This is a genomic window from Ramlibacter sp. WS9 (assembly GCF_003797765.1).
GTDB lineage: Bacteria > Pseudomonadota > Gammaproteobacteria > Burkholderiales > Burkholderiaceae_C > Ramlibacter.
Window position 1 is genome coordinate 1 of sequence record NZ_RKMB01000170.1, and the last position, 398, is coordinate 398.

The following is a 398-nucleotide window of genomic DNA, read 5'->3' on the forward strand; positions in this document are numbered from 1 at the left end:
CTGCTGGCCTTCGCCATCGCTCGCGGGCTGGGCCTGCCGAGCATGGAAAGCGCCGTGCTGGTGCTGTTCTTCGCCCTGCCGACGGCGCCCACCGCCTATGTGCTGACCCGCCAACTGGGCGGCGACGGCCACCTGATGGCGGGCATCATCACCTTGCAAACGCTGCTTTCCGGCGCCACTCTGGTCGGCGTACTCCTCGTGCTGCAAGGAAGCCCATGACGACAGGACGCGTGGCCGCCGCCCTCACCGCGCTCTGCCTGCTCTGCCAACCGGCCTTCGGTTTCATCAAGGTGTTTCCCGAATTCGACGACGAACCCGGCGCCGCCACCTTCTTCTGGGCGGCCGTCACCACCGTCGGCCCGTTCATCGGCAGCACCATCAGCGCACAGGAGTCCAGC

General features: G+C 67.6%; 1 protein-coding gene and 1 pseudogene. Both read left to right on the plus strand.

Annotated features, from left to right (window positions below; translation table 11 throughout):
- Positions 1–219 (plus strand): annotated as a pseudogene (locus EEB15_RS33500) (AEC family transporter); the annotation flags it as partial.
- On the plus strand, positions 216–398 hold a 183-nt coding region (locus EEB15_RS33505; protein WP_370284145.1), incomplete at its 3' end, for a hypothetical protein. The pseudogene EEB15_RS33500 and the gene EEB15_RS33505, both read left to right, overlap by 4 nt.